25 protein-coding genes are annotated in these 20,828 nt (G+C 47.2%); 19 read left to right on the top strand and 6 right to left on the bottom strand.

All coding sequences use genetic code 11. From position 1 onward, the window contains the following. Positions 1 to 181: 181 nt before the first annotated feature. Together K6Y21_RS12955 and K6Y21_RS12950 are read left to right on the top strand one after the other, a co-directional pair. Complete coding sequence (locus K6Y21_RS12955) at positions 182 to 1,924, top strand: amidohydrolase (RefSeq protein WP_233072266.1); 1,743 nt, start codon at positions 182 to 184, stop codon at positions 1,922 to 1,924. 280 nt (positions 1,925 to 2,204) lie between these two features. Beyond that, entirely contained in the window at positions 2,205 to 3,497 is a 1,293-nt protein-coding gene (locus tag K6Y21_RS12950; RefSeq protein WP_233072265.1) for a glycerophosphodiester phosphodiesterase family protein, read from the top strand. Between the two features lie 42 nt (positions 3,498 to 3,539). Here the strand turns inward: K6Y21_RS12950 and K6Y21_RS12945 are convergent, their stop codons facing one another. Together K6Y21_RS12945 and K6Y21_RS12940 are read right to left on the bottom strand one after the other, a co-directional pair. After that, positions 3,540 to 4,016 carry a GNAT family N-acetyltransferase gene (locus tag K6Y21_RS12945; protein ID WP_233072264.1) on the bottom strand — a complete coding sequence of 159 codons (477 nt, stop codon included), beginning with the start codon at positions 4,014 to 4,016 and terminating at the stop codon, positions 3,540 to 3,542. 28 nt (positions 4,017 to 4,044) lie between these two features. Continuing rightward, positions 4,045 to 4,506 carry a RidA family protein gene (locus tag K6Y21_RS12940; protein ID WP_233072263.1) on the bottom strand — a complete coding sequence of 154 codons (462 nt, stop codon included), beginning with the start codon at positions 4,504 to 4,506 and terminating at the stop codon, positions 4,045 to 4,047. 229 nt (positions 4,507 to 4,735) lie between these two features. Here K6Y21_RS12940 and K6Y21_RS12935 point away from each other — a divergent pair, with 229 nt between their 5' ends. From K6Y21_RS12935 to K6Y21_RS12905, 7 genes are all read left to right on the top strand, one after another. Next, positions 4,736 to 5,344 (top strand): hypothetical protein, encoded by a 609-nt coding sequence (locus K6Y21_RS12935; RefSeq protein ID WP_233072262.1) that lies wholly within the window; start codon positions 4,736 to 4,738, stop codon positions 5,342 to 5,344. Next, positions 5,341 to 5,808, top strand: coding sequence for a GNAT family N-acetyltransferase (locus K6Y21_RS12930; RefSeq protein WP_233072261.1), 468 nt, complete (start codon positions 5,341 to 5,343; stop codon positions 5,806 to 5,808). The genes K6Y21_RS12935 and K6Y21_RS12930 overlap by 4 nt, the downstream gene beginning before the upstream one ends. 54 nt (positions 5,809 to 5,862) lie before the next feature. Beyond that, a complete protein-coding gene (locus tag K6Y21_RS12925; RefSeq protein WP_233072260.1) occupies positions 5,863 to 6,219 on the top strand; it encodes an Imm8 family immunity protein in 357 nt (118 codons plus the stop codon). A 79-nt stretch (positions 6,220 to 6,298) separates the two neighbouring features. Beyond that, positions 6,299 to 6,664 (top strand): ribonuclease E inhibitor RraB, encoded by a 366-nt coding sequence (locus K6Y21_RS12920; RefSeq protein WP_233072259.1) that lies wholly within the window; start codon positions 6,299 to 6,301, stop codon positions 6,662 to 6,664. A gap of 29 nt (positions 6,665 to 6,693) precedes the next feature. Continuing rightward, the gene (locus K6Y21_RS12915; protein WP_233072258.1) at positions 6,694 to 7,098 is read left to right on the top strand and encodes a hypothetical protein; all 405 of its coding nucleotides are present in this window, start codon (positions 6,694 to 6,696) and stop codon (positions 7,096 to 7,098) included. 104 nt (positions 7,099 to 7,202) lie between these two features. Beyond that, positions 7,203 to 7,778, top strand: coding sequence for a hypothetical protein (locus K6Y21_RS12910; RefSeq protein WP_233072257.1), 576 nt, complete (start codon positions 7,203 to 7,205; stop codon positions 7,776 to 7,778). A gap of 105 nt (positions 7,779 to 7,883) precedes the next feature. Next, positions 7,884 to 8,555 (top strand): DUF5680 domain-containing protein, encoded by a 672-nt coding sequence (locus K6Y21_RS12905; protein ID WP_233072256.1) that lies wholly within the window; start codon positions 7,884 to 7,886, stop codon positions 8,553 to 8,555. 74 nt (positions 8,556 to 8,629) lie between these two features. Here K6Y21_RS12905 and K6Y21_RS12900 read toward each other — a convergent pair whose 3' ends face one another. Together K6Y21_RS12900 and K6Y21_RS12895 are read right to left on the bottom strand one after the other, a co-directional pair. Beyond that, positions 8,630 to 10,075 carry a S41 family peptidase gene (locus K6Y21_RS12900; RefSeq protein ID WP_233072255.1) on the bottom strand — a complete coding sequence of 482 codons (1,446 nt, stop codon included), beginning with the start codon at positions 10,073 to 10,075 and terminating at the stop codon, positions 8,630 to 8,632. 248 nt (positions 10,076 to 10,323) lie between these two features. Beyond that, on the bottom strand, positions 10,324 to 10,968 hold the full coding sequence (locus tag K6Y21_RS12895; RefSeq protein ID WP_233072254.1) for a hypothetical protein: 645 nt from the start codon (positions 10,966 to 10,968) through the stop codon (positions 10,324 to 10,326). 436 nt (positions 10,969 to 11,404) lie between these two features. On the opposite strand from K6Y21_RS12895, the gene coxB reads away from it, so the two are divergent. The 4 genes from coxB to K6Y21_RS12875 are packed head-to-tail and all read left to right on the top strand — an operon-like array spanning position 11,405 to position 15,558. Then, positions 11,405 to 12,508 carry a cytochrome c oxidase subunit II gene (coxB, locus tag K6Y21_RS12890; protein WP_432757995.1) on the top strand — a complete coding sequence of 368 codons (1,104 nt, stop codon included), beginning with the start codon at positions 11,405 to 11,407 and terminating at the stop codon, positions 12,506 to 12,508. Between the two features lies 1 nt (position 12,509). Continuing rightward, the gene (ctaD, locus tag K6Y21_RS12885) at positions 12,510 to 14,117 is read left to right on the top strand and encodes a cytochrome c oxidase subunit I (protein WP_233072253.1); all 1,608 of its coding nucleotides are present in this window, start codon (positions 12,510 to 12,512) and stop codon (positions 14,115 to 14,117) included. A 2-nt stretch (positions 14,118 to 14,119) separates the two neighbouring features. Continuing rightward, a complete protein-coding gene (locus K6Y21_RS12880; RefSeq protein WP_233072252.1) occupies positions 14,120 to 14,665 on the top strand; it encodes a cytochrome c oxidase assembly protein in 546 nt (181 codons plus the stop codon). Positions 14,666 to 14,667: 2 nt separating this feature from the next. Then, positions 14,668 to 15,558: a cytochrome c oxidase subunit 3 gene (locus K6Y21_RS12875; protein ID WP_233072251.1), complete on the top strand. Its 891-nt coding sequence runs from the start codon at positions 14,668 to 14,670 to the stop codon at positions 15,556 to 15,558. A gap of 161 nt (positions 15,559 to 15,719) precedes the next feature. Here K6Y21_RS12875 and K6Y21_RS12870 read toward each other — a convergent pair whose 3' ends face one another. Next, positions 15,720 to 15,965, bottom strand: coding sequence for a DUF2909 family protein (locus K6Y21_RS12870; RefSeq protein ID WP_233072250.1), 246 nt, complete (start codon positions 15,963 to 15,965; stop codon positions 15,720 to 15,722). 31 nt (positions 15,966 to 15,996) lie between these two features. Between K6Y21_RS12870 and K6Y21_RS12865 the strand changes: the two genes are divergently transcribed. The 6 genes from K6Y21_RS12865 (at position 15,997) to K6Y21_RS12840 (ending at position 20,271) form a co-directional block, all read left to right on the top strand. Further along, entirely contained in the window at positions 15,997 to 16,725 is a 729-nt protein-coding gene (locus K6Y21_RS12865) for an SURF1 family protein (RefSeq protein ID WP_233072249.1), read from the top strand. After that, positions 16,712 to 17,155, top strand: coding sequence for a hypothetical protein (locus K6Y21_RS12860; RefSeq protein WP_233072248.1), 444 nt, complete (start codon positions 16,712 to 16,714; stop codon positions 17,153 to 17,155). The genes K6Y21_RS12865 and K6Y21_RS12860 overlap by 14 nt, the downstream gene beginning before the upstream one ends. A 31-nt stretch (positions 17,156 to 17,186) precedes the next feature. Further along, on the top strand, positions 17,187 to 18,242 hold the full coding sequence (locus K6Y21_RS12855; RefSeq protein WP_233072247.1) for a COX15/CtaA family protein: 1,056 nt from the start codon (positions 17,187 to 17,189) through the stop codon (positions 18,240 to 18,242). Next, on the top strand, positions 18,235 to 19,170 hold the full coding sequence (cyoE, locus tag K6Y21_RS12850; protein WP_432757994.1) for a heme o synthase: 936 nt from the start codon (positions 18,235 to 18,237) through the stop codon (positions 19,168 to 19,170). The genes K6Y21_RS12855 and cyoE overlap by 8 nt, the downstream gene beginning before the upstream one ends. Continuing rightward, on the top strand, positions 19,167 to 19,805 hold the full coding sequence (locus K6Y21_RS12845; RefSeq protein ID WP_233072246.1) for an SCO family protein: 639 nt from the start codon (positions 19,167 to 19,169) through the stop codon (positions 19,803 to 19,805). Before cyoE ends, K6Y21_RS12845 begins: the two co-directional genes overlap by 4 nt. Before the next feature lie 229 nt (positions 19,806 to 20,034). Next, entirely contained in the window at positions 20,035 to 20,271 is a 237-nt protein-coding gene (locus K6Y21_RS12840) for a type II toxin-antitoxin system ParD family antitoxin (protein ID WP_233072245.1), read from the top strand. Positions 20,272 to 20,314: 43 nt separating this feature from the next. Here the strand turns inward: K6Y21_RS12840 and K6Y21_RS12835 are convergent, their stop codons facing one another. After that, positions 20,315 to 20,818 carry a lactoylglutathione lyase family protein gene (locus tag K6Y21_RS12835; RefSeq protein ID WP_233072244.1) on the bottom strand — a complete coding sequence of 168 codons (504 nt, stop codon included), beginning with the start codon at positions 20,816 to 20,818 and terminating at the stop codon, positions 20,315 to 20,317. Positions 20,819 to 20,828: the final 10 nt, after the last annotated feature.

The following is a 20,828-nucleotide window of genomic DNA, read 5'->3' as shown; positions in this document are numbered from 1 at the left end:
GCGCTTAGTACAAACTACTCATTTTTTTCAAAACGCGATAACAAAGGTAGAGGTTTTTGTTTTTATTGATAAATTAGACATACTTGCTGTGTTGTGAGCGATGGGGGCGAGTTAAAGCGGTCTTAGCCCTATGGCTCATGTTAGTAAGCAACTTAATCATGTATTTAGACGGAGAAGACCTATGAGATCGCAGTGGATCCCGCTAACCCTTGCTAGCCTTGTCTTGGCCGGCTGTCTATCAGAGCCTAACAAATCAACCCAAGCTGTTGCTGAGCCACTTCAAGTGACTGCTGCGGACAAAATCTATTTTGGCGGCGATATTCTCACCATGGCGGGTGACAGTCCGCAATATGCCCAAGCCATTGCGACTTTAGGTGAAAAGATCATCTTTGTGGGTAGCAAAGAAGAAGCCATGCAGCACAAGTTTGGTAAAACCCAACTGGTCGATTTAGCTGGCAGGACATTGCTGCCCGGTTTTATTGATCCCCACAGTCATGTTTATGGTGTTGGCCTGCAGGCCATGGTGGCGAATGTGTTGCCTTCGCCCGATGGCGATGCTGACTCGGTCGATAAAATCGTGCAAATTTTAAAAGCCGCGGATCAAGATCCCACCCAACGTCAGTTTATTGAAAAGACCGGTTGGATCTTAGGTTTTGGCTATGACGATGCTCAGCTTGATCGTTACCCCACCAAGGCCGATCTCGATAAGGTAAGCACCGAGCTGCCGGTATTGATTATTCATACTTCCGGTCATCTGAGTGTGGCGAACAGCAAGGCGCTGGAGCTGGCTGGGATCACCGCAGAATCTAACAACCCGCAGGGTGGGGTGATCCGTAGAATGGATGGCAGCCAAGAGCCCAATGGCGTGCTAGAAGAAAACGCCCACTTTGCCATGGTATTCGCTATGGCTAAGGTGATAGATACGGAGCTGCAAGACTTAATGTTGGCAGCAGCGCAAAAAATGTACGCTGAATTTGGTTACACCACAGCGCAAGAAGGTCGTGCCACCACCGAAGGCTATGAAGCCATGAAGCGCGCCTCGCAGCAAGGTAAGCTAATGATAGACTTGGTGGCTTACGCCGACATGGTGTCCAGTAGCGACTTTATGAGCTCGGAATATAATTCGCCCAATTACACCAACCATTTTCGCATCGGCGGCGTAAAGCTTAACTTTGACGGCTCTCCACAAGGTAAAACCGCTTGGCTAAGTCAGCCGTATTTCCACCCGCCACATGGTCAAACTAAAACTTACGCCGGATACCCAACCTTTAAAGATGAGCAAGCGTATCAATATGTTGAGACCGCGTTTAAAAACAATTGGCAGGTATTAACCCACTCAAATGGTGACGCCGCTATCGAGCAGTTCATTGATGCGGTTGCCCAAGCCAATGAAAAACTAGGTAAAAAAGACCGTCGCCCGGTGCTGATCCATGGCCAAACCATACGCCAAGATCAAATCGTTCGCCTCGCCGAATTAGGCATCTTCCCTTCATTATTCCCAATGCATACCTTCTATTGGGGAGATTGGCATACCCAATCGGTATTGGGGCTACCTAGAGCGAACTTTATCTCGCCAACCAAAGCGGTGCGCGATGCTGGACTCATGTTCACGTCGCACCATGATGCCCCAGTGGCGTTGCCGAGTTCATTTCGCGTTTTAGATGCCACGGTCAATCGCACCAGCCGCACCAACAAGGTGATAGGCCCAGATCAACGGGTGGATGTTTACACCGCGTTGCAAGCCATGACCATTTGGTCGGCCTATCAACATTTTGAAGAGGCAACCAAAGGCAGCTTAGAAGTGGGTAAAAATGCGGACTTAATCATCTTGGATAAAAACCCGCTAAAAGTTGAACCCGCTACCTTAAAAGATCTTCAAGTGCAGGCAACCATTAGCCGAGGGGAAACCGTTTTCCAGCGTTAATTGATTAACGTAATTGAAACGAACAAGGGGCTAGGTTTAGCCCCTTGTTATTTCTATCGTTGTCACGTGCAGTTAATCAAAGTTTGCTTGCTGCTTTGACATTAAAGCTCATCATCAGCATGGTAAAGGCGCTTCTTTGAGCCACGCATCATGGCTACAATTAAACCACTCAGTTAAACTAAAAAAACTTTCATGCGTAGTTGTTAGTGTCGTCATATTAATCACTTAGCTTGGCCATGGTTTACCAATTATCGATTGAATCAGGTCATGGAGCGAAACTATGTTAATCAACGGGACAAATAAATGGGGCGTGTTGGGAGTGTTAAGTGGCGCGCTGCTACTGAGTGCGTGCGATGATAACGACAAGGTCGCATCTAGCGCACAGCAAGAAGGCTCAGTTAAGCCAGCTGAAGCGACTAAGGTTACTGTTGGCCCGCGTCCGTTATTTTTAGTGGCAGAAATGCAGGACAGTGCGCTAAAGACTAAGTTAGAACAATGCAAAACAGGGCCGTTTTACCGCAGTGATTTTTCTATTGGTCATCGCGGCGCAGCCATGCAATTTCCTGAACACACCAAAGAGTCTTACCAAGCCGCCATCGATACCGGTGCGGGAATACTGGAATGTGATGTTACCTTTACCAAAGACAAAGAGTTGGTTTGCCGTCATTCGCAATGTGACTTAGCCACCACCACCAATATTTTGGCTGTGCCTGAGTTGGCCAGCAAGTGTAGCGTGCCATTTTCACCTGCTGATCCAGCCAATGGCATTGCCGCCAGTGCCACCTGTTGTACCAGTGACATTACCTTGGATGAGTTTCTCACCTTAGAAGGCAAGATGGACGGCAGTAACCTAAATGCAACCACGGTGGCCGAGTTTATGGCTGGCACACCATCATGGCGCACTGACCTCTATTCGGCTAAGGGCACACTAATGACTCATGCTCAAAGCATCGCCATGTTTAAAGCGGCAGGAGTGAAAATGACGCCCGAACTGAAATCAGCCAGTGTCGAAATGCCGTTCGATGGTTTTAGCCAACAAGATTATGCCCAAAAGATGCTTAACGAATATACCGCGGCGGGCGTGGCTCCAACCGATGTTTACCCGCAGTCGTTTAATCTAGAGGATGTTAAATATTGGATTGCCAACGCGCCGGAGTTTGCGCAGCAAGCCGTTTACCTTGACGATCGCTACGATTTAGCCGATTTTGATCCGCAAGATGCCAATACTTGGTCGCCCTCAATGGCGCAGCTGACCGCAGATGGCGTTAAAATTATTGCCCCGCCGTTATGGGTTTTATTAGCTCTAGATAGCAATAACAACATAGTGCCATCTGAGTATGCCAAGGCGGCTAAAGCGGCAGATTTGAAAATCATCACCTGGACTTTAGAGCGCTCAGGCCTGTTAAGTAAAGCCAACGGTGGTTGGTATCACCAGTCCATCGCTAACGCTATCGACAACGAGGGTGACACCTTTGAAGTGCTGGATGTGCTGGCTCAACAAGTCGGAGTCATTGGTGTATTCTCTGACTGGCCAGCCACGGTGACTTATTACGCCAACTGCATGGATAAGTAATCTCAAGTCTTTTCATTGTGCCGTCCAATGGCTATTCGAATGTTATTCGATAGTCGTTGGACAAGCATTGGGCGATCCTACAGGCGATAACAACATAGGCACAAAGCGAATGCCGTTAAACTCGGCTTCCTCGCCGGTGGCCACAAAACCGTTATGTTGATAGAAGCCAACCGCGTTGACCGAAGAGCGTAGCCTGATTTCACTCGCTGTGGTTGCTAACAAATGCTGGAGTAATTCTCGACCAAGACCTGTGCCACGGGCTTCATTGGCCACAAATAAATGGGTCAAATAGTTGCCGTCACGCAGGGCGGCAAAGCCAAGTAGTTTGCCATCGGCCACGGCCTTAACGGCAAGGAAGTTATCGCCCTCAAACACATTGCGCAGATCGGGCAATGCACGCTCATTAAATTCTTGCTGCCCTTGCTGATTAAAGTGCGGCAATATGTCGGTTTTTGCTACTGCTGCCACCAGACGGGTGACGCTTTCTAAATCTGTTGCAGCGACTTGTTGGATATGCATATTCACTCCCGTGTGCAGATCGGTTGGGTTAATCTGCGACTTCAAATATTGAATCTATGATGATGGGCAAGTTGCCCCTGACCGATAGGGCACCAAACACCGAGCGTGCATGTATCCCTTTTTCGCCAAACACATCCGCCATCAGGTCTGAGCAGCCATCTAACACCTTAGGATGTTGTTCAAAGTCGGCGGTTGCATTGACGAAGCCTTGTAACTTAACCACGCGAGCCACCTTGTCTAATGAGCCTAACTCCAGCTTGACGGCGGCTAAAATGTCTAACCCCGTTGCCCTAGCAAAATCGTACCCCTGTGCCACTGTATACTCTTGGCCCAGCTTGCCCTTAGGCACCACACTTAAACCGGCTACAGGCCCCTTACCTGATACATACAGTAAATTACCCGTACGGACACAATTGCAGTAGCTACCTTGAGGATCACTGGCGTTAGGTAAGCTTAAACCCAGCTCACTGAGCCTTGCTTCAATACTCATCCTTGCTCCTTGTTGTCTGTTGCTACGTAAATGCCTAGTTAAGCTTTAGCGCAGGAAAATATCCCTAAAGCAATAAACTAAGTTATTATTTTCAAAGCATTAGGTTGCCAGAAAGGTATGTACACTGCAAAATATTATTGACTTTTATGTGATTAATTTTTTTGCCTTCTACGCTCGTTCGCTTCAGGCCTCAATTTAGCGCGTGTTTTCACCTTAATGATGGGAAAGGGTGGCTCTGTTTGATATGAACATCTGGTACAAACTTGCATTGGTTTGCGGATTAACGCCGTTAATGACTGGCGGTCTTATTTTTGTTTCATGGCTCGTTAGCCGAGCTGATTGGCTTATGCAGGCTGGTATCTACAACATTCAGGTAGGTTTGGTGCTGTTCATCGCTGGCCTTGGTTGCTTAATGGTGTACGGGCTACAAGCACGAAAAAGTGGGCATTGTTATCCCATCAAACAAGTGGGTATTTTACTGGGGATCTTGCTATTCAATTTCCCTGCGGCGATATTGGGTGTGCTCTCTGTCATGTATATCGTTAGCGTAAGCGTAGTGACGGTTTTCAATCACTCTGCATTTGAGGTAACCGATTTGGTGCTAAAAGAAAGAGATCGCACTTATCACTTTCCGCCTATCGCGCCGGGAGAAGAAGTCACCGAGTATTTTCGTTTTAAATATGAAGGAGGAGTAGAGTACAAGCTCTCGCTAAACGGCGTGGCTAAAACAGGGCTTATGTTCGGCTATATTACTCATGGTATGGGGGGAAACGCCATGTTGACCATAACAAGTAATGGGAATATTGAAATTACAGGTGAGTTAGGAGGGATTAAATGAAATTTTGTTCTGCTACAACGGCTCATTATGACCAAATCATTGATATGGTTTCATCGCCTGAAGAACTCTACTTGTTCTATCCCAAAGGGCGTTACCCGCTCGACTCAGCCCAGCTTGATGAGCTGTTCAGGCTTCGCTCAAATTTTACGGTCGCGATAGCAAACGGTGAAGTGGTTGGTTTTGCTAATCTATACCATATTTGCCCTGAAGAGAGTGCTTTCATCGGAAATGTTCTAGTCTCACAAGCGTGGCGAGGCAAAGGGCTTGGCAAGAGGATCACCGAATATATGTGCGAGGTTTGTATGAATGAATACCAAGCTACGCCACGTCTTTCTGTTTTTAATTACAATACGCGTGCGCTGCTAATGTATACCCAGCTTGGCTTCAAGCCCTATGCTATTGAGCAAAGAGAGGGGGTTAATCTTGAACCGGTAGCATTAATTCATATGCAATATGAGAGATGAACCTCACAATGGTCAGCCCTATTGCACAGCGTTAGTTTAACTTGGAATTGAGCGATGAAATTAAAGCTATTAAGAATTTATAGTGATGAGCTAAATCCGGTAGGGGCAGAGCTTCCGAAAGATGGGGAAAGATTCGATGTGAGAGTTGAAGTTGATGTTTGTTTTGAGGGGCATGAAGTAGACAGTGTGTTTTTTGAGTTTTATGTGGCTTCACCAAACGCACTGTTATCTCGTGCTGTTAATACCTTCATGTCGCCAACTTTGATCCTGGAAGAATTCAATTGGGCAGAGATAAATAGTAGAGTGATAAAGTTGTTAGATCATGCGAATGGTGCAACTAGCTGGCAACAAGTCGCGTTTAATTTAAATGGTCAAATGAGGCCTGTCAGCATGAGCTGTTTTCCTAAGTGAATGATCGACTAAAAGATTAAATGTAACTGGCAGTCGCCGCGTCTGAGTTGGACGAGGGCTACTATTAGAAGAGGATGAAATGAATATGGAAAGTATCCCAAAAGATGCAGACGGAATGTCATTGATAAACCTTAGGGAGCATGGTTCTAATTTATCCAAGCCAATGGAAATAGACTTTTTTGTCGCGGTTCCAAACCCTGAAATTGGAGCGTTACTAAAACCATTAATTGAGCCGCTCGGATTTGAATGTTCCTTAGAGCAAGATGAAGAAACGTCTGATTGGACGTTATATTGTTTTATCTTGGTCATTCCGGCATACGCCACGATTATTGACATCCAAAAGCGATTGAATGACATATCTAATCCTTATGGTGCAAAAAGTGATGGCTGGGGAACCTTCGGTAATGCCAGCTTGGCAGGCGAGTTGTTTAAAGCTGATTCATAAACGGCGTTATTATTCATTTGGATTTTAATATGGATAACCTTTCAGAAATTTGTACAAAGTGGCTTGCTAATGCTGATTTGGATATCAGCATTAAAACGGGCAGAAATGGTTGTGTGGTAACGCTGACATTCTACGTGTTCGGTATCAGGAAAAAGGTAGTAGTAGAGTGCTGTAAGCCAACAAAATTCTGTGTGGATCAGCCCTCGGATGAATTACCACTGTACACAGTGTTTGAAGCTGATATCACACGCAGGTCAAAATCTAGCCTTGTCGATATGATACATGTAGATTTCTATGATGAATTGCCCGACAAGCTGTGGCATATAAACGTATATGAGGGCTGCGCTCGGATTAATCTAATTTGTGAAGCTATCAACTGGGAAGCTTGTGATATCACCGAACAAGAGCGTGAGATGTTTAATGAATACAAATAATTTCATGTATTCACACTCGCAAAAAATTAGCCTAAGTGTTTGTCATTATATTATAGGCTGTAATGATATGCTGCCTATCTATTGAGCGAAACAAGGAGTGAGTAATGAGCGAGACCATAGGGATGTCTGCGACTGAATGGAGGCATATGTACTTTGCCGGCATCACCAAGCAGTCGGTCAATCAAATTGATTTAACACAGGCACAAATGAGCGGCCTGCTTTCTATGGTTAACCTTAACGCCGTTATTTCAAGCGGTACTGCCGTTGAGCCTCAATATCTGATTAATCAAAAAGGCACAACACCTTGGCTGGCCATGTATGCGCTCGTTAACGTTAATGATCCGACGGCTTTAAATCTGGTCGCTAATGGCAAGTCGCGTATTCACGTTCCATCAACATTTATTCAGGGGGCGTTTGGTGAGCATATCAATTGGCCTGTAGAGATGCTTAATCAGTATGATCTATCCTTAGGTGAATATAGGATGTTTGCCATCCCTTTTCTTGTTCATCAAGGTGTCGGCGAAATAGGCAATCTAGCGCAATCTATGAAGGCGCCTGATGGAAGTCTTGAGCTATTTGGGGTTTATGAGTGGACGGACACCGACCCCGAAGGTCTACTTAAAGACTTTGCTGAACTGGCTAGTTTTATCAAGGATCAACGCAGTGATGCCATACAATAGGTTTTATTTGTAATAAAGCAACCAACGGTTGCCAAAACGCAACGCTAGCATGATAGAGCACCGCTCTATAAGGCGAGTAAGATAACCCTTAAAAGGAGAAAGCGTATGAAACTTAAGGGTGAGATTGTCAGGTTACGTAAGGCGAACGGGCTGACTCAGGAGCAACTGGCTGAGTGGTTAGCGGTGTCAAGGCAAGCGGTCGCGAAGTGGGAATCGGGTGAAGCCGTGCCTGAGCTGGAAAAGCTGGTTCGGTTGAGTAATGTGTTTGGTGTGCCGCTGGATGTGCTTATTCATGGCAGCGATGATTGCACGCCTGCGCAGGCTAAGCAGGTTTATCAGCAACAGCAACTTATCGCATTTTTATGTCGAGCCAAGGTAAAAACTTACGCCGGTAAAGGGGCTGAAGTGGCTTCTTGTCGCCTCGGCTCTCATGATTTGCGTTATCAGGAAGGCCAGTTAACTTACTTGGATACTTATTTGGGGAATGAAAAGTTTGTGGGTGAAGAAGCAATCTGGCTGGATGATACCCCGGTTTGGGCGATGAATTATGTTGGGCGCGTGCTATCAACTCGTTTTTCCAGTGACTTTCTAAAGCAGGCGTTAAGTGCCGTTGAAACCCATTTGCCTTATCGCGGGCCGCAGTTATTTGCGCAAGGGGATTACACCTATCATTGTTTGGTCGAGGGGGATTTCAATTGGTTTAGCGGCCGTGAGCAGATCTTCTTTTTGCAAGAGAAAGTGTATGAGTGCCTGTTTCACGGTGGGGATATTGTTTAGCGTTTAAGCCGACTAGCCGCATCGTCAATATACAATGACGGCCAGTCAGCTTAAACAAAATGCCCGTTCGGTTATTACTTCAAAATCGCGATGCCTTGCTCGATACCTGCATCGATCCCTTGTTCGATTTTCTCAGGCGCAAATAATGGCGCACTGTGCTGCACTGGAATGCCGATGGACTCATAGTCGTTGCCCTTGATGTCTTGGTATTGCTCGTTAGACAAGGCAAAAGACCAGCCGTTAGGTAAGGTTTTCGGCAAACTGTCACTGAACGAGCCATTGGTGTTTTCGCCAACAAAAGTCACCTTGTCTCTGGCTAATAGCGCTAAGCTAAACACCTCGGCAGCGCTGGCGGTGTACTCACTGGTCAGCACCACGATAGGGCCTAAGTAGCGCTCGCCTGGTGCGGGCTTCACCTTAATATCAAAGAATTCGGTAAAACCATCATCGGTTTTGATGCGTTTACGTCCAATCACGGTTTCTGCGTCAATAAAGTGCGAGAACAACTGCATTGCAACATGATCATGGCCTCCGCCATTAAGGCGTAAATCTAAGATCAAACCTTGGCTACCGTTAATGGTTGGGATCATCTGGTTCATGATGTCATGAATAGCAGCGACATCATCGGCTATTTCAACATCTTCCAGGCCCGCATCGCCAATGATACTGTGCATATCGCTAACGTTAAGGTAGGCAATATTGTCTTGCAGCATATTCAGTTGCAGCTTGCCATTATGGGGGGCTAAGGTGGCAAAACTGGGCTCAAAATACGTGGCGCGGGTCTGATGGTGCGCTTGCATCCAGATAGCAAAATAGTCATCTACATCGTCGATGTCATCTTGCTCATAAAACGAGGTATAGATGCTTTGCTCTAACTCACCCCGTGGGTCATAACTGATATCCTCGCCCTGCGCATAAACAAAGCTGCTGTGGCCATCTCTTAGCTCGGCCAATATTTCATCAATCAGCATAATCACTTCCGGTGGCGTGGCGTCTGCACTAATGCGGTTACTGTAGGCTTGGTAATCGTTTACCCAGTCAACACGCTTGAAGCGGTTAAAAGCAAAGTGGGTTTGGTAGGTTTCCCAGAACAGGTTAAACGTAGCGAGGGGGTTAAACACGTCACTTTGGTGGTCTAACAAATGCTCGCTTTGGCAAGGCTCGGGCAATTTTTCAACACGGTTAAACTTGATCGGCACGATTTTAATGTCATTGAAATCGACGGCGATCTCATCCACCTGGTTAAACACAGAAGATTGCTTGATCACCTCATATTCAAACGCACTTAAGGTCAGGCTTTTTATGCAATATGAAGGGGTTACATCGTAAGCGGTAAACTGTTCATTATTGATATCAAGATAAAAACCATGGGTTTGCGATTGCCAAATGCCATCCAGAACCGCCTCTTTCACCTTGTCTTCCACCTTTTTGACAGCTTTTTTGCTGTCGCTGCCACCGCAACCATATAGACCTAACGATAGGCCAATTAACGCGATAGTACCTACTTGAGAAAATTTCATTGTTTGCTGCTCCTTGCTATTAACCTTGAGTTGACAGCATAGGAAGATTGGCCGCTAAAAACCGTTTGAAATCGTGGCACTTTTGTTAGGGATTGTAAGGAAATGTGTGGTTTGAGTGGACGGGATAAAGGCAGGGAGGGGCGTGAATCGCTGAATAAGCTTCATGCACCTTATTCAGCGGCTTGTTACTACTGTTATGACGGCTAAAAGGGCGAGCTAGCACCATAAGGTGCCAGCGAGTGGAAGGGCTATTGTTGTTTGTTAATGTATTCTTGCATTAGTCGTTCGCCATAGTCTTCACCGCTTAATTCAATCGCAGCTTGAATGGTAGGGTGATTTAGTGCTAACAGTGCCTTAAACCCTTTGGTTTGGGCGAATTGTTCTATTTCTTTTAATTCATCAGCGGTAAAAATACGTAAAAATTCTTTGTCATCAATTTTTTGGGCTTGCATAAGTGAGTCGCGGATGTAATGAAACATACGCTGAGTTGACCCTTTTTCTGAGCTATTGGCTAGTTCATTTAGAGCTTCATAAGGTATATAGCGAGCATAAACTTTAGCAAAACCCAGCTCTAAATCTTCTGAATTTGCATTTTTTAATACATATTTAACTGTCTCTGCTAATTCTGGTTGCTCTATGGCCATAGCGTCTAGTTTTTGTTTAAGCCGTGATAAAGTGAGCTCTCCTAAACCTAGATTTCGAGCAAAGCGCAGTGCTGCTATGACACTTGGCGACAAAGCGTCATCCGTGATTTGTGTGGTGACTTGCTCTTTGGGAGTGGGGTGAGTCGTTTGCTCCGCCGTGACAGGGGCGTCGTTCGCGGCACAGGCCGATATCAATAGCGTCAGTAAAGCGATAGCGCCTAAACGGCAAGCGCGGTTTTGCAGTGGCATTTTGATCTATTCCATTATTATCAATTAGCAAGTTGTTCATTCTATCAAACTTGAATCAAGACTTATCAGTGGTTTATATATACACATTAAAATATTGAAATATATGGTTAAGATGTCGTTTTAATAAAATCTACATTGCTTTTTCCCTAATCTAGAACTGGATATTTTTTAACCTCTCGACTACGCCCTTTTTTCTCGCTGATAAAAATTAACATAAGTTTTACAAACTGTTAAAAGCTGCTTTACTTGGATCAAGTGAGCCACGCGCCAATGCCATTTCGGCCTTTATTGATTGGCGTTTATAAGCTCACAGCATTCGGTGCTAGTTTGGGGGATCTTGCCTTTGCACCGTTGGCGATGACAGAGGAGAGGTCATGTGAGCCAGCTTAATCTATGCTTGCTGCGTTGGCAGTGGGGTTGTTTGCTTGTTTGTAGCATGCTGTATGCAACGCAGGTGAGCGCTAAATCTATGCCGTTTAACCTAACCGAAGGGGTAACGGACATCAGTCAGCAAGTGTATGACTTGCACATGACGATTTTTATTATCTGCTGCGTGATTGGCTTGGTGGTGTTTGCCGCTATGTTTTGGGCCATTATTCACCACCGCAAAGACAAAGGCGCACAAGCGGCGCAGTTTCATGAAAATACCAAGGTTGAAATCATTTGGACCGCAATTCCCTTTGTGATCTTGATTGGTATGGCGATCCCCGCCACCAAAACCTTGATAGCGATGGAAGATCCGAGCAATGCCGATTTAACCATCCAAGTCACCGGCTCGCAGTGGAAATGGCATTACAAGTATTTTGGCCACGATGTTGAGTTCTATAGTTTGCTGGCCAGCCGCCAAGATCAAATTCATAACCAAAAAAAGAAACGTGAAAACTACCTGCTTGAGGTGGATTACCCCTTGGTGTTGCCGGTGGGTAAAAAGGTACGTTTTTTGGTGACCTCTGAAGACGTTATCCACTCTTGGTGGGTACCTGCTTTTGCGGTGAAGAAAGACGCCAACCCAGGGTTTATTAATGAGGCGTGGACTCGCATTAACGAGCCGGGCATCTATCGCGGTCAATGCGCCGAGCTGTGCGGTAAAGATCACGGCTTTATGCCGATTGTGGTGATTGCCAAACCCCAAGAGGAATTTGACCTATGGCTGGCTGCGCAGCAACAAAAAGCGATAGAGGCCAAGGCCGAAGAGCAAACCATGTTGGCCATGAGCATGGATATGGACGAAATGATGCAATTGGGCGAGCAGGTTTACAACAAGCACTGTGCGGCTTGCCATCAGCCTAACGGTGAAGGGTTAGCTGGCGTGTTCCCCGCATTAAAAGGCAGCCAAATGGTGACCCAAGATGTCGCCGCGCACATAGACATAGTGGTGAATGGCAAGTCGGGCACGGCAATGCAAGCCTTCGCCAAACAGTTAACCTTAAAAGAACTCGCTGCGGTGATTGGCTATGAGCGTAATGCTTGGGGCAACAATACCGGCGATGTGATCCAACCGGCACAAGTGAAAGCCGCGATGCAGCAGAAGGACCAATAGCATGAGTACAGATGCCGCAATTAATACGGGTGTGAGTGATGACGCTCATGAGCATCATGATCACAAGCCCAGTGGCTTTTTCGCCCGCTGGGTATTGACCACCAATCACAAGGATATTGGCAGCTTATATTTGCTGTTTAGCTTTGCCATGTTTTTAACCGGCGGCGCCATGGCCATGGTGATCCGCGCCGAGTTATTTCAACCCGGTTTGCAATTGGTTGAGCCTAACTTTTTTAACCAGATGACCACGGTACACGGTTTGATCATGGTGTTTGGTGCGGTGATGCCCGCTTTTGTCGGCTTAGCGAACTGGATGATCCCGGTAATGATAGGGGCGCCCGATATGGCGTTACCGCGGATGAACAACTGGAGCTTTTGGATCTTACCCTTTGCCTTTAGCTTGATGCTGATGACCCTCTTTATGGAAGGTGGCGGCCCCAATTTTGGTTGGACCTTTTATGCGCCGCTGTCGACCAAATACAGCCCAGACAGCACGGCGGTATTTGTGTTTGCGGTGCACTTGATGGGCATTAGCTCCATCATGGGGGCGATTAATGTCATTGTTACTATCGTAAATTTACGTGCGCCGGGCATGACCATGATGAAGTTGCCGCTGTTTGTGTGGACTTGGCTTATTACTGCGTTTTTGTTGATTGCCGTGATGCCGGTACTGGCGGGAGCGGTGACCATGGTGCTCACGGATAAGTATTTTGGCACCAGCTTTTTTGATGCTGCGGGCGGCGGCGATCCCGTGATGTTTCAGCATATCTTTTGGTTTTTTGGCCATCCCGAGGTGTACATCATGATCTTGCCGTCGTTTGGCATTATCTCGGCCATTATTCCTACCTTTTCGCGCAAGCCGTTGTTTGGTTATGCCTCTATGGTGTATGCCACTGCCTCCATTGCTGGCCTGAGCTTTTTGGTGTGGGCGCATCATATGTTTACCACAGGCATGCCGGTGGCGGCCGAGTTGTTTTTTATGTATTGCACCATGCTGATTTCGGTGCCCACTGGGGTCAAGGTGTTTAACTGGGTGGCGACCATGTGGCGTGGCTCATTGACCTTTGAAGTGCCTATGCTGTTTGCCATCGCCTTTATTGTGCTGTTCACCATAGGCGGTTTTTCTGGCTTGATGCTGGCCATTACGCCGGTCGATTTTCAGTATCACGACACCTATTTTGTGGTGGCGCATTTTCATTATGTGTTGGTGTCGGGGGCGATTTTTTCCATCATGGCGGCGAGTTATTACTGGCTGCCTAAGTGGACCGGCTATATGTACGACGACTATCTGGCTAAGTGGCATTTTTGGTGCTCGCTGATTTCGGTGAATATCTTGTTCTTCCCGATGCACTTTTTGGGGTTGGCGGGAATGCCGCGTCGTATTCCCGACTACGCCTTGCAGTTTGCTAACGTGAATGCGGTGGTGAGCATTGGCGGCTTTGCCTTTGGCTTGTCGCAGCTGATTTTTTTGGTGGTGGTGATCAAATGTATGCGCGGCAAGGGCGAACGCGCCAGTGCCAAGCCGTGGGAAGGTGCAGAGGGGCTTGAATGGGAAATGCCGTCGCCCGCGCCGTATCACACTCATACCACACCGCCTGAGATTAAATAGTTATGGCTTCCTCACGGCGTTTAATCACTGGCTTATGTGCCACCGTGGTGGCCATGTTTGGCTTTGGCTTTGCTCTGGTGCCCTTGTATCAAGTGTTTTGCGATATCACGGGCTTTAACGGCAACACCAGCAATATAGTGCAAGCGCAAACGCAGGGAAGTGATGGGGTCGATTATTCCCGTTTGGTGACGGTGGAGTTTGTTACCTATATCAGCAAGGGCATGCAGTGGCAGCTAACACCACAAGTCGAACAAATGCAGGTGCATCCGGGGCAAATGATCGACATGGAATTTATTGCCACAAATTTAAGCCGTGAAGATCAAGTCGGTCAAGCTGTGCCTTCGGTGTCACCGGGGCAAGGGGCGAATTACTTTAATAAAACCGAGTGTTTTTGCTTTAACCAGCAGCCATTAAAAGCCGGTGACAGCGCATCCTTGCCGCTGCGATTTTTTGTTGCAACCGACCTGCCACAAGGGATCCAGACATTGACCTTGTCTTACACCTTATACGAATTGCCTGCGCCTGAGCAAAAGGCGAAAGGAGTTTAGTTATGTCTAGTTCAGCCCAGCATCAATCTAGCGATAAGGCGACAAATTATTATGTGCCGAGTCAGAGTATTTGGCCGATTGTTGGTGCCGTCGGTTTGTTTTTGATGGCCCTAGGGGCGGCAATGTGGATAGCAGATGGGGCCGCCCAGTACAGTTGGCTATTGTTTTTTGGCGCTGTGATCATCGTGTTTATGCTATTTGGTTGGTTTGGCAATGTCATCACCGAGTCGATGACCGGCCTTTATAGTGCGCAAATGGACAGGTCATTTCGCCAAGGCATGAGCTGGTTTATTTTCTCTGAGGTGATGTTTTTCTTAGCCTTTTTTGGCGCGTTATTTTATGCCCGCATGATAGCCGTGCCTTGGCTTGGTGGGGCGGGCAATAATGGCATGACCCACGAGCTGCTTTGGCCCGAATTTGTCGCCCATTGGCCGCTGGTTACCACCCCGGATGGTACCACTACCACGGCGATGCCATGGCAAGGCCTACCACTGATGAATACGGTGATCTTATTGGTGTCGTCGGTTACCTTGCATTATGGCCATGTCAGTTTAGAAAAAGGTCGACGCACCGAAACCAAATTAGGCTTAGGTTTAACCGTGTTGCTCGGCATTATCTTCTTGGTGTTACAGGTCGAAGAGTATATTCATGCTTACCAAGAAATGGGCTTAACCCTGAGCTCTGGGCTTTATGGCAACACTTTCTTTTTATTAACTGGCTTTCACGGCCTGCATGTGACGCTGGGCACCATTATTTTATTTGTGTTGTTTTGCCGTGTGCTTAAGGGTCACTTTACCCCAGCACAGCATTTTGGTTTTCAGGCGGGCAGTTGGTATTGGCACTTTGTCGATGTGGTTTGGCTGTGCTTATTCGTGTTTGTTTATATTTTGTGAGCAGGTTGGTGTGGCGAGCGTGTGCAAAGAATCTAAGTGATCTAACGGACTAAGTGGATTTTTCTTATACGAAACGCCGTGAAATCATCCTTGATGGCTTAACTGCCGCATCCTTGCGGCAGATATTCGTCTAAGAAAAGACCACTTATCGTTAAAAATAATCATGAGTTTGTTCTGGTTGCTGGGGGCGTAGTTGAATTGGTGTGCCAAGGCGCAGGGTTAGGTTGGATCCAGCCCAAGGCGATAGCGATAAACAGCAGCAACAAAATGATGCTAGAGCCGAGCAAACGTCGCCCTAAAAACTGTGTGAGTTTGCTTTGGTCGTTTTGTCTTAGTAAGGTCGGTAGTGCCATGGCGAGATTGGCGATGACCAAGACTAAGATGCCGATGATAACGAGTTTAATCATGCTGCCGCCTAAGGGATGAATTGAGGATGCTATGGCTTGGAGACGGATCTCATTTCTATTGTTAAATCTGGTCTTAATTGCCGTGATGGTCAAGGCCGGTTTTTGGCAGTTGGATCGAGCCGCGCAAAAGCAAGCCATGATAAACCAAAATCAGCAGCAGGCGAGGTTAGGGGATACTGCCTTATTGTGGTCACTTGAGGCTCCTCAGCAGCAAGCTAAGTGGGTAGCGCTGCGCGGCCAGTTGAATACCGAGCAAGTGTGGTTGCTGGATAACAAGGTACATCAAGGTCAAGTGGGTTATGAGGTGCTGCTGGCCCTTACCCCTGAAGCTGCAGCTAATCAGCGCATCTTGGTGAACCTAGGTTGGATCCCCGCGGGTGCAGATCGCGAGCAATGGCCAGATCTGTCGGCCTTAGGGCAGTGGCAATCCATGTTGAATTTAACGGGCCAAGTGTATTCCCCGAGTCAGCCTTGGCTATTGAACCAAGATGAGTTGCAGCAAGCTTGGCCGCAGCGCTTACAAGGTTTGGTCATGGAGCCCTTGGTAGCCTTTTATGCTGAGCTCGGCTGGCAATTGTCACCTGTGATATTACGTATTTCCGAAGATTCTCAACTAGGCTTTATAAAACAGTGGCCTATTGTGGTAATGACGCCCGCTAAGCATCAAGGTTATGCGGTGCAGTGGTTTTTGATGGCACTGGCTTCAACAGGCTTATTTATTTGGTTTTATCGGCGAGGAGGTATGTATGTTAAAGAATAAATCCTTATTGCTGATGGTCTTAATTTTTGTATTGCCCTTTGTGTTGGCCAATTTGGTTCATCACCAGCATTGGTATCGAGAGGGTGAGCTAAATCAAGGCGAATTTTTACCTGAACAGGTGATGCTATTGCTACCCGAAAATCGCCAATGGTTGCTATTACATCCAGCCACGGCGCAAGCCTCGCAATTATTACCGCAACTAATTAGCTCATTGGGTCGAGAACAACACAGGGTAAGAGCCTTTGCCATCAGTCAATTATCAGAGCAAGAGCAGCTGCGTTTGAGCCCAGATTATTGGTATATCTGCGATCCAACGGGGTTGGTGTTATTGCGTTACGTGATTCCACCCACCGAGACAGAAAAGCTGCAAATGGCCAAGGCCATGCAAACGGATCTGCGCCGATTGTTAAAAATGTCTAAGGTGGGATGAGCTTAGCGCCAAACTGGCTAGGGAGGGTGTGATGACAAGTATCAAGCTTAAAGTAATGGCTGTCGTGGCCTTAGTCTTGGCCGTGCTGGTGGTTGGGATGGGCGCTTATACCCGCTTGACCGAGGCGGGCTTAGGCTGTCCCGATTGGCCGGGTTGTTATGGGCATCATAGTGTGCCCACCAGTGAGGCTGAAATCGCTAAAGCCACGGCCGCTTTTCCTGATGTACCCTTAGAGCCTCACAAGGCTTGGAACGAGATGATCCACCGATACTTGGCGGGCAGTTTAGGCCTGTTGATCTTGGCGCTGGCTGTGCAAGCCGTCAGGCAGCGACGCGAGCGTATCTTGTGCATTAGCTTAGTCTTAGTGGTGATATTTCAAGCGGCCTTAGGCATGTGGACGGTGACCCTAAATCTCATGCCGCTGGTGGTGATGGGGCATTTATTGGGTGGCTTTTTGGTATTGGCTTTGCTTTGGCTACTGGTATTGAAGCAGTGGGATGTTTCTTCCCCCAATATAAGCGTTACACCGCGCTTAACCGTCTTGGTTTGGAGCGGATTAATGGTGCTGGTGGCACAAATTGCCTTGGGCGGGTGGACATCGGCCAATTATGCCGCCGTGGTGTGTACCCAACTGCCCTTGTGTGAAGGCAACTGGTGGCAAAATTATAATGTGAGCGCCGCCTTGCATGTGCCTCCCGCCGAAACTTATCAATACGGCGTGTTAGATTACGGCGCGCGCACCACTATTCATGTTACTCATCGCTTGGGCGCAGTGGTCACGGCCTGTTTTTTGTTACTATTAGCCCTGTCGTGGTGGCGCAGCAGTCAAGATGGATTGAGCAAGGGCTTAGCCGTGGCGTTGGTGTTGGCCTTATGCACTCAAATCGGGCTAGGCATTAGTAATGTGGTGCTGCAATTACCCATCGCCATCGCGGTTGGCCATAGCTTGGTCGCGGCCAGTTTAGTGCTCATTTTAGTGGCGTTGTTATGGCGTTTGCTGCAAGCCAAAGCTGTGCTGGTGAATAAACCCACATGCGTGTCAACGTTAACGGGGTCTCCCGTTTTATCAGGAGGTCAACATGGCTAAATCAATGAATGTCATCCCTCGTACGGTCAGAACTAGCTCAGTCACGACTGCGCAACTCGATAGGTACAGCAGTAGCTGGCGCGACTATTATCAACTGACTAAACCTAAGGTAATTTACCTGTTAATGCTAACGGCCTTGGTCGGCATGTGTTTGGCCGTAGAGACTTGGGTTCCGCCATTAACGGCGAGCTTGTCTTTGCTCGGCATTGGCTTGGTTTGTGCCTCGGCGGCAGCGATCAATCAAATTCTGGATCGCAATATAGACGACAAGATGGCGCGCACCCAAGGTCGGCCTTTGCCAAAAGGGCGCGTGGATGTGCTGCACGCCAGTGTGTTTTCCGCCATCTTGGCTTTGCTTGGTTTTAGCTTGTTGTTTATCGCGGCCAATGCCCTAACGGCTTGGCTTACATTAGCGAGCATGCTCGGTTATGCCGTGGTGTACACCTTGTTTTTAAAACGTGCTACGCCGCAAAATATTGTCATAGGCGGCCTTGCGGGGGCGATGCCGCCGCTGCTTGGTTGGACCGCCATGACCGGGCAATTAGATGGCAATGCCTTGCTGCTGGTGATGATTATTTTTACTTGGACGCCGCCGCATTTTTGGGCGCTGGCCATTCATCGCCGCGATGATTATGCCAAGGCCAATATCCCTATGTTGCCTGTCACCCATGGCATCGATTTCACCAAAACCTGCGTATTACTATATACCTTGCTGTTATGTGCGGTTGCCTTGTTACCTTGTTTAACTGGACTGTCGTCTTGGCTGTATGGCGCTGTGGTGATGGCGCTTAACTTGCGCTTTTTACAACACGCGTGGTGCTTAAAATTTAAGCCGCAGCCCAATAGTGCAATAAATACCTTTAAATTTTCCATCATTCACCTCATGATCCTGTTTTTAGCTTTATTGTTGGATCATTGGTTGTTATGAAATTAAAAACAGGGATGTCGTCGTGGATTTTTATCGGCGTGTTAGCCTTAATCGCGGGAGTATGGACATGGCAGCAAGTTGCGAATCGCCCGCCTGCGGTCAAGGCCGTGTATTACGAGCAAGCCAAGGCGCTACCGGATTTTGTATTAAATCGTGATAGCGGCGCATTTACCCCCGCAGACTTACAAGGCAAGTGGAGCGTGGTGTTTATTGGCTATACCTTTTGCCCGGATATCTGTCCGACGACCTTAGCCGATTTAAATCGCATTTATCCTAAGCTCAAAGCCAATCCTGCAGGGGATGAGGTGCAAGTGGTGTTCATTTCGGTGGATCCCAACCGTGATATCCCAAAAAACTTGGCTGAATACAGCCATTATTTTAATCCAGAGTTTATTGGCGTGACCGCTGCCCACGAAGTCCTGTTCCCGTTAACCCGCGCTATGGGCATGGTGTACAGCATAGTGGAAGAAGGCACCGAAGGCAGTTACTTGGTCGATCACAGCGCTTCTATTGCATTATTAAACCCACAAGGTCAGCTGCAAGCCATGTTTCGCCCTGAGTTTGAACCCGGCAGTGTACCGGCGGTGGATATGGCGCAATTAGTGAAAGATTTTCACACTATTGTCAGTAATTAGTCTGAAGATAATGGCTCGCTAGAATTATCACAAAATGCGGCGGACAAAAAATTTGCTGTTTAAATCGATAATTTATTCGTCATTATTATTAATGTATTGAGATTGTTGTTTGGCTTTCATTTCAATTAATTATTACTTTTTAGGTATTTTGTTGGATTAATTGTCTGGCGCTTCCTAGGTGATAGTCTAATATCGTTTTAGACGCTTTTTTTATGTGTAGGTGCGTGCGATGACCATGGATATACAAATGACCTTAGATAGTCACTTCGATAGTTTTGTTACTCGTCAGCTTGCCAGTGGGCGTTACCGCTCCGAGCGTGAGGTGATCATAGCCGGCCTGATGGCATTAGAGCATGCACAAGCTAAAGTTCAGGCCCTACGTATGATCCAAAGCGAGGGGGGTGATCATGTGGTGGAGTATTCCTTTGATCAACTCATTGCTGAATTTAATGATTTTGCCGCTTAGCCGAGACAGCAAAAAGGGGCTGAAAATGCCCCCTTCAATTCATTTATTTATAAGCGCCTTCTGAGTAAGTTAGCTCGTAGCTGTGGCTATAAATTTCTAAAATGTTGCCAAACGGGTCTTCCATGTAAATCATGCGGTAAGGTTTCTCACCTGGGTAATATAAGCGCGGCTCTTTCATTCTACGTTTACCGCCTGCCGCTTCAATCTTAGCTGCCATGCCTTCTAAGTCAGGGTCTTGAATCGAGAAGTGGAAAATACCCGTCTTCCAGTATTCAAAGTTATCTTCAGGATTTTGTTGGTTTTTAAACTGGAATAATTCCACCCCTATTTTATCGCCTGTTGATAGATGGGCAATTTTGAACGATTCCCAGCCGCTGCCGAACACATCGGTACACATCTCGCCAATGGCGCTATCATCTTCTACTATTTCGGTGGGCTCCATGATCAGATACCAACCTAATACTTGGGTGTAAAACTCAACTGCTTTCTCTAAATCGGGTACTGAAATGCCGATGTGTGAAAAGGTTCTTGGGTATGCTTGCGTCATGATATTTACC

The sequence above is a fragment of the Motilimonas eburnea genome (assembly GCF_021295345.1).
GTDB classification, from domain to species: domain Bacteria; phylum Pseudomonadota; class Gammaproteobacteria; order Enterobacterales; family CBDFNC01; genus Motilimonas; species Motilimonas eburnea.
This window is presented reverse-complemented; position numbering and strand designations above follow the sequence as displayed.